The sequence below is a fragment of the Blastomonas sp. genome, assembly GCF_041747255.1.
GTDB lineage: Bacteria > Pseudomonadota > Alphaproteobacteria > Sphingomonadales > Sphingomonadaceae > Blastomonas.
Window position 1 is genome coordinate 1 of the sequence record NZ_JBGTFM010000002.1, and the last position, 6739, is coordinate 6739.

Annotated in this window: 8 protein-coding genes; 3 read left to right on the forward strand and 5 right to left on the reverse strand. The window is 61.8% G+C overall.

What is annotated here, in order from left to right:
- The 3 genes from ACEW8G_RS00195 to ACEW8G_RS00205 form a co-directional block, all read left to right on the forward strand.
- Nucleotides 1-591 (forward strand): sulfurtransferase (locus ACEW8G_RS00195; protein WP_373486439.1); only part of this gene is annotated, 591 nt, incomplete at its 5' end.
- A gap of 187 nt (nt 592-778) precedes the next feature.
- Nucleotides 779-2029: a cystathionine beta-lyase gene (gene metC / locus ACEW8G_RS00200; RefSeq protein ID WP_373486440.1), complete on the forward strand. Its 1251-nt coding sequence runs from the start codon at nt 779-781 to the stop codon at nt 2027-2029.
- A complete protein-coding gene (locus tag ACEW8G_RS00205; RefSeq protein WP_373486441.1) occupies nt 2026-3351 on the forward strand; it encodes a mechanosensitive ion channel family protein in 1326 nt (441 codons plus the stop codon). The genes metC and ACEW8G_RS00205 overlap by 4 nt, the downstream gene beginning before the upstream one ends.
- Before the next feature lie 124 nt (nt 3352-3475).
- Here ACEW8G_RS00205 and ACEW8G_RS00210 read toward each other — a convergent pair whose 3' ends face one another.
- The 5 genes from ACEW8G_RS00210 to ACEW8G_RS00230 form a co-directional block, all read right to left on the reverse strand.
- Nucleotides 3476-4234: a hypothetical protein gene (locus tag ACEW8G_RS00210; protein WP_373486442.1), complete on the reverse strand. Its 759-nt coding sequence runs from the start codon at nt 4232-4234 to the stop codon at nt 3476-3478.
- Between the two features lie 167 nt (nt 4235-4401).
- Nucleotides 4402-4956 (reverse strand): GNAT family N-acetyltransferase, encoded by a 555-nt coding sequence (locus tag ACEW8G_RS00215; RefSeq protein WP_373486443.1) that lies wholly within the window; start codon nt 4954-4956, stop codon nt 4402-4404.
- A 118-nt stretch (nt 4957-5074) separates the two neighbouring features.
- The gene (locus ACEW8G_RS00220; protein ID WP_373486444.1) at nt 5075-5623 is read right to left on the reverse strand and encodes a glycine zipper 2TM domain-containing protein; all 549 of its coding nucleotides are present in this window, start codon (nt 5621-5623) and stop codon (nt 5075-5077) included.
- Between the two features lie 172 nt (nt 5624-5795).
- Entirely contained in the window at nt 5796-6248 is a 453-nt protein-coding gene (locus ACEW8G_RS00225) for a DUF2442 domain-containing protein (protein ID WP_373486445.1), read from the reverse strand.
- Nucleotides 6245-6472 (reverse strand): DUF4160 domain-containing protein, encoded by a 228-nt coding sequence (locus tag ACEW8G_RS00230; RefSeq protein ID WP_373486446.1) that lies wholly within the window; start codon nt 6470-6472, stop codon nt 6245-6247. Before ACEW8G_RS00230 ends, ACEW8G_RS00225 begins: the two co-directional genes overlap by 4 nt.
- Nucleotides 6473-6739: the final 267 nt, after the last annotated feature.

Consider the following 6739-nt stretch of genomic DNA (forward strand, 5'->3'; position numbering starts at 1 on the left):
GATGGCAGCCGCATCGTGCTGTATGATGACAGCCCGCTGAAATCATCCGCGCGCGCCTGGTTCATGCTCACCATGTTCGGCGCCCACGCGGTCGCCATCCTCGATGGCGGTATCGCCAAGTGGAAGGCCGAAAGCCGCCAGATCAAGACCGGCAAGGAGGCGCTGCGTCACCGCCACTTCACCGTCTGGGAAGACAAGAAAAACGTGCGCTCCAAGGCGGATATGCTGGGCAACCTGCATAGCAAGGCCGAACAGGTGGTCGATGCCCGCCCGGCAGCCCGCTTTGCCGGTACCGATCCCGATCCACGCCCCGGCATTGCCGCAGGGCATATTCCCGGCGCGGTCAATGTACCGCACTCCACTTTGTTCAACCCCGACGGCACGTGGAAAACCGGTGATGCGCTGAAATCCGCGTTCGAGGCGGCGGGGGTCGATCTTGCCAAGCCCATCGTCACCACCTGCGGTTCGGGGATGACCGCCAGCGTCGTCGCCTTTGGCGCGCACCTGCTGGGCAGCACCGATGTTGCGCTGTATGATGGCAGCTGGACCGAATGGGGCGCTGACGCCGACACGCCCAAGGCGCTGGGTTGAGCTAACGCATTCCCTCTCTCCTTTAGGGGAGAGGGCAATGAGACTTGGCGAGCAAAGCGAGCCTAGTCGCAATGGGAGAGGGGCGAGTGATACAGCAACGGCTCCTCCCCTCTCCAACTACGCCTAACATGCTGGCGCATGTAAGGCTTCATATCCTCTCCCCTGAAGGGGAGAGGGAGCTAACGCATTGACCAAACCCACCGATCCCGGCTCCCCCACCCCCCAGTCCCCTGCCACGCGTCTCGTAACTGGCGGGCGGCGCAGCGCGTGGACCGGAACGGCCGACCAGCCCGGCGCGGTTGTCAATCCGCCGGTGTGGCGCGCGAGCACGCATCTTTATGCCGATACCGCTGCGCTGAAGGCAGGCCCACGCATCAACGAAGATGGCAGGTTTTTCTACGGGCGGCGTGGATCGCCGACACAATGGGCGCTGGCCGAAGCCCTCACCGCCATGGAACCAGGCGCCGCGGGTACGATGCTGTTCCCCTCGGGCGTCGCCGCGATCAGCGCCGCGCTGCTCAGCGTGCTGTCACCAGGCGACGTGCTGCTGATGACCGACAGCGCCTATGATCCCTCGCGCAGCTTTGCCGATGGGTTCCTCAAACGCTTTGGGGTTGAGACGCGCTATTTCGATCCGCTGGTCGGCGACGGCATCTCCGCGCTGATCTGCCCAAAGACACGCGCCATCCTGATGGAGACGCCCGGCAGCCTGACCTTTGAGGTGCTCGATGTGCGCGCGATTTGTGCGGCGGCCCGTGCCGTCAGCCCCGACATCGCGCTGCTGGTCGACAACACCTGGGCGACCGGGCACCTGCTGCCGGTGCTGGCGCTGGGTGCGGATATGAGCATTGTCGCCTGCACCAAATATATCGTCGGCCATTCGGACGTGATGCTGGGTGCGGTGACCGCCAACGCGCGCCATTATCCCGGGCTACGCAAGACTGCGCAGGCTTTGGGTGCGGTCGTCTCGCCCGATGATGCGTGGCTGGCGCTGCGCGGTCTGCGCACGCTCGATGTGCGGATGCGGCAGCATCAGGCATCGGCGCTGCGCATCGCGCAATGGCTGACGGAGCAACCGCAGATCGCGCGCGTGCTCCACCCTGCCCTGCCCTCCTGCCCCGGTCACGATGTCTGGGCGCGCGATTTCGCCGGATCCAGCGGGCTGTTCTCGTTCGTTCTGAAAGGCGGCAGCGACGCTGCGCGCGCCGCGTTGATCGACACGCTCACCCTGTTCGGCATCGGCTATAGCTGGGGCGGGTTTGAAAGCCTCGCCATCCCGGTCGATCCGGCTGGCTGCCGCAGTGCCACCAACTGGCCACCCGAAGGCGATGATCCTGCTGACCGGCTGGTTGTGCGACTGCATATCGGCCTTGAAGATTGCGATGATCTGATCGCCGACCTTGCCAAGGGGCTGGCAGCGTTTACCATCACGGCATGAACAGCGCGATCACGACAACATTGATGCAATGGGAGTGGATCGAGCGCCCCAGTGACCTGCAATATGTCGAAGGCGGATTGGCTGGTATCATCACTGCCGTGGCGCTGCTGATCGGCTGGGGATTGAGCCGCCTCATTTACCTGCGCCTCGCCGCGATCTGGGAACGGCGCGCCGGTTACGAAAGCCAGCTCGCGCGCCGCCGCATCCGTGACATGCTGCGCCGGTTCACCACCGCGATGATCGTCGGCATGGCGCTCAACCTGTATGAGTGGCAGCTGATCGCATCGGTGGTCTATGGCATCACGCTGGCGATCACGCTGGGTCTGTTCATCAACGATCTGGTGCGCGGCGTACGCATGCCCGATTGGCTGGGCACCTTCCTGGGCGTCACGGTGTTCATCGCGATCCTCGCCAGCATGTTCGGCGGGCTCGACCCGATCACCACCGCGATGGACCGGGTTGGCTTCAACATCGGCGCGCGGCGGTTTTCGCTGTTGTGGGCAGTGACCATCGTGCTCACGGTGTTGGTGCTTTACACCGCCGCCCGCGTGGTCACGCGGATGATGGGCCATGTCATCACCAGCAGCGACGGCCTGGATCCGACCCAGAAGCTGCTTGGACAGAAAATCGCCAGCGTCTTGGTCATCGTCGCGGTGTTCTTCATTGGCGTCGATATGCTGGGCATTGATCTGACCGCGCTCAGTTTCTTTTCGGGCGCGTTCGGGCTGGCGGTGGGCTTTGGCCTGCAAAAGACCATCGGCAACCTGTTCGCCGGGATCATCCTGCTGCTCGACCGGTCAATCAAGCCTGGCGACGTGATTGCGGTGCAGGACAGCTTTGGCTGGGTCAACAAAATCGGGGTGCGCGCGGTTTCGGTCATCACCCGCGATGGCAAAGAGCACCTCATCCCGAATGAAGACCTGATGACCACGGCGGTAGAAAACTGGTCGTATTCGGACCGCAACGTGCGGATGCGCATTCCGGTCGGCGTCGCCTACACCAGCGATATGCAGAAGGTGCAAAGACTGCTCTATCAGGCGGTCGATGAAAGCCCGCGCGTGCTCAAGAAGCCCGAGCCCAAGGTCTGGATGACCGATTTTGGCGACAACAGCGTCAACTGGGAAATCCGCGCCTGGATCAGCGACCCCGAAGGCGGCATGGGCAACATTCGCGGCGATGTGCTGATGCGGGTGTGGAACTTGTTCAAGGAAAACGACATCGAAATCCCGTTCCCGCAGCGCGATATCTATATCAAGGAACTGCCGGGGATGGGTGGGGGCGAGAAAGATCGGGCGCAGACGCCTCCAGCGATTGACGAATAGCCCCCCACCGCTCAGCCTGAGCTTGTCGAAGGCCCCCCGCACACGCTGGCCGTATAGCGAGGGCTTCGACAGGCTCAGCCTGAGCGGGTTTTGGCTAGGGTCAGTCTGAGCTGACCTTTGTCAATTACCGCCCGCCATTCGCCACAATATCAACCTCGGTGCCGCCATTGGCCATCGGCTTGAGGAACAGCACATAGGCGCTGTCATCGGCCTTGATGCCGCCCAGCACATGGTCTGACCCGCGAAGTTGATACTCGGCCGAATAGCCGCTGCGCCGCGCCTTGGTGTAATAGAAATCCACCACGTCCTTCAGCTTGGCCGGGGTGGTGAAATTGACGACGCGAATGTTGCACTGGCCTTGATCGACCCCGGCGGCCTCCTTGACATTGGCGCGCGGATAGACCGCAAAATCGGCGGGCATCCGGTTGGCCCAGCCCATTGCGTATTCCAGCTTGCCAGTGCACGCGCCGGTCTGCTGCGCGGCCTTCGCGCCCAGGGTGCTGCCCTGGTTGCAATCCTTGCACTCCTCGGCGGCGACGGTCTTGGGCTCGGGTGCCTTCATCAGACCACGCGGACCGATCGCCGCGGCGGCGGCCTTCTGCGTTGCCGCCAGCGCGCCCTTGGGCACCGCGCCCGAAGGCACCGAACCATCGCTGCCCTCGCCCAGAACCGCATTGCGATTGGATTTGTCGACCAGATCGGGATCGACCAGAATCTGGTCTTCGAGCGCGCCTGCCATTGCGGGGTCCGACGCGTCCGCGAGCAGCGCAGCGTCTTCGTTCTGCGCGGCGGTATCTTCAGCATTCTCGCACCCAGCCAGCGCGAGCGTCGCAGCGGTCAACCCAAGCAGATGGCGCGAAAACGCAAACGAACGGTGTGCCATGGCGGATATCCTCAAAATGTCATCACGATGCCTTTCATGCCAGAAAGGCTCTTAGCATGACGTTAGCCATGCCTTGGCATTTTAGATACTGTCCCGACAAAAGAGGGTTAACCGCCAGGAATTGCCAACCGAGCCTGTATCAAAGCGGGATTCGACACCAGACCGTTTCAGGATCGGACGAATTTCGCGCGGTTCTTCTGCCACTCGGCCTTTGATTGGCCATAGCTGTCGACGGGAAAATCATGATAGGGATCGGGCAAACGGGTCGGCCCTTGATTGCGCGATCCCAACCGCTCGGCCAGCACAATTGATGCGCGGTTTTCTGGATCGATCGTGTGAATCACATTCTCCCAGCCCAGTAGATCAAACGCGTAGTCGATGGTCGCAACTGCGGCTTCGAGGGCGTAGCCCTTGCCCGCATGGCTGCGCCGCACGCCCCAGCCGACTTCTTCGCCCGGCCAGCCTTCAGGGTACCACGGGCCGATGCGGCCGATCCATTCGCCGGTGTCGCGGGTAATCAGCGAGAACATGGCATAACCGCGAATATGCCACGCGCCCGCCATCGCACACAGCCCGCGCCATGCGGCGGCGCGTGACTGCACCCCGCCCAGATAGCGCATCGTTTCTTCATCGGCGGAAAATTCAGCCCAGGCGTCAAAGTCCTCAGCCCCTGGCGGGCGCAGGATCAGCCGCTCGGTCACCAATATCGGTCCGTTGATCATGATGCGCGCCCCCTGAATGCTGGGCACGGTTCATACGCAGCCACTGGCCAAAAAGAAACCCCTCCCCGCTGTTAGGCGGGAAGGGGTTCGCGTCACCCGGAGCGCTGGGTGGCGTGAATTAGCGGCAGCGGTAACCGTTGTTACCACCGCGATCGATCGAGCGGCCAAGCAGCGCGCCGCCGATGCCGCCGATGATTGCACCGACAGTGCGGTCACCGCGTCCGGCAATCTCGCTGCCCGCCAAGGCACCTGCCGCGCCGCCGATCAACAGACCGGTGGTGCCGTTGTCGCGACGGCAGTAAAACCGTCCGTCGTTGCCGCGCCATGCCTGGCCATTCCAGCCCTGCACCGCGCGCCGGTCAAAGCGATCATCGTAGCGGTCATTGAATCGACGATCGAAACGACGATCATAGCGACGATCAAAGCGATCATCATAACGGTCATCGAAGCGACCATCGCGGCCATAATAGCGATCATTGCCATAGCCGCGGCGCTGCCAGTCATTGTCATAGCCACGACGATACTGGTGTGCGCTGGGCGCCTGATGGGTGATGCCATAAGCGGCGGCGATATTGACGCTGTCGTGCGACAGAGGAGCAGCCATCGCAGGCGCTGCGGTCAACGTGACTGCACCGGCGGCGGCAGCAGCGAAAAGAAACTTCTTCATCATTCGTCTCCCTTGAGACCGGGACAGCGCCGATTCGCTTTCCCTTGTGTTCATATTTAAGGGAGTGAAGGTGAACGGATTATGGAATGGTTATTCATCTGCGGGAAGGCTTTTCTGACAGATCAGATTGGGCTCGATATGTGTTTTTGCGCCAAGACCTCCCATGCAGGCCCTATGCAGCCTGATCAAACCCGTTGCTCGCTTCCCAGCCGAGACACGCCAGCAAGATTGGCTTAGGCACTTTCTTTTCCCCATTGGAGTAATATGCGACCATCCGCCTGGAAACCCCAAGCGCGTCCGCCGCTTTTGACAGGGACAAGCCATGGCGTAACCGCCATTCCAGAAACGCCCGCGAATCACCGTGACCGGTCGCCGACAGCGTCTCAAGCCAAAGCAAATCCGCTCCAATTTCCACGCCTGAGGGCCAAACAAGGCTATGCCCCCAATCACCCAGTTCGACCTTTGCGAATGCGCCCGGCAGGCGGATAGCAGCGAAGGCGCGGTCCTTTAGGATGAGACCGAGATCGATATCCACCTCACTGTCATCAGACCAGCAGAGAAGCAGCGTCGAAGGACCTGTCGCCTTTGCACCGACGATAGTGCGGGTCTTGTCACTGAACGTCATCCATTCAACTCCTGCCATGTGCTCAGGAGCACATCTTGATGGGAACGCGCCCATGCCAACGCATCTTTCAGAACGGTCGCCGGGACAGTGCCGACGATGAGGTCGAATGACATTATCGTTATCGAGCACCGAAAATCGGGTCCTTCGATATGAAAATGCGGCACCCCATGGTCGCGGCTATAGATTGCGATCTTCCAGTTTGCGCTTCGGTGCATTGTAACCATGACCGCACACTAGTGCAACTGTTGCATTAGCACAAGCGGTGTGCCGCATTGCCTGAGGAACAGCAAACGTAAGTCAGGCAAGCAATATGCTGCATGCTTTCGCGCTAACCAGCACAGCAAAATGCCCCTCCCGTCGCCGGGAGAGGCCTTTATTCGTTGCGCTAGCCGCGGGCGTTTAGCGGCAGCTGACGCGGCTGCGGTCGATCGCGCGGCCGGCAGCTGCACCGCCCAGGCCGCCAACGACGGCACCCAGCGTCTTGTCACCGC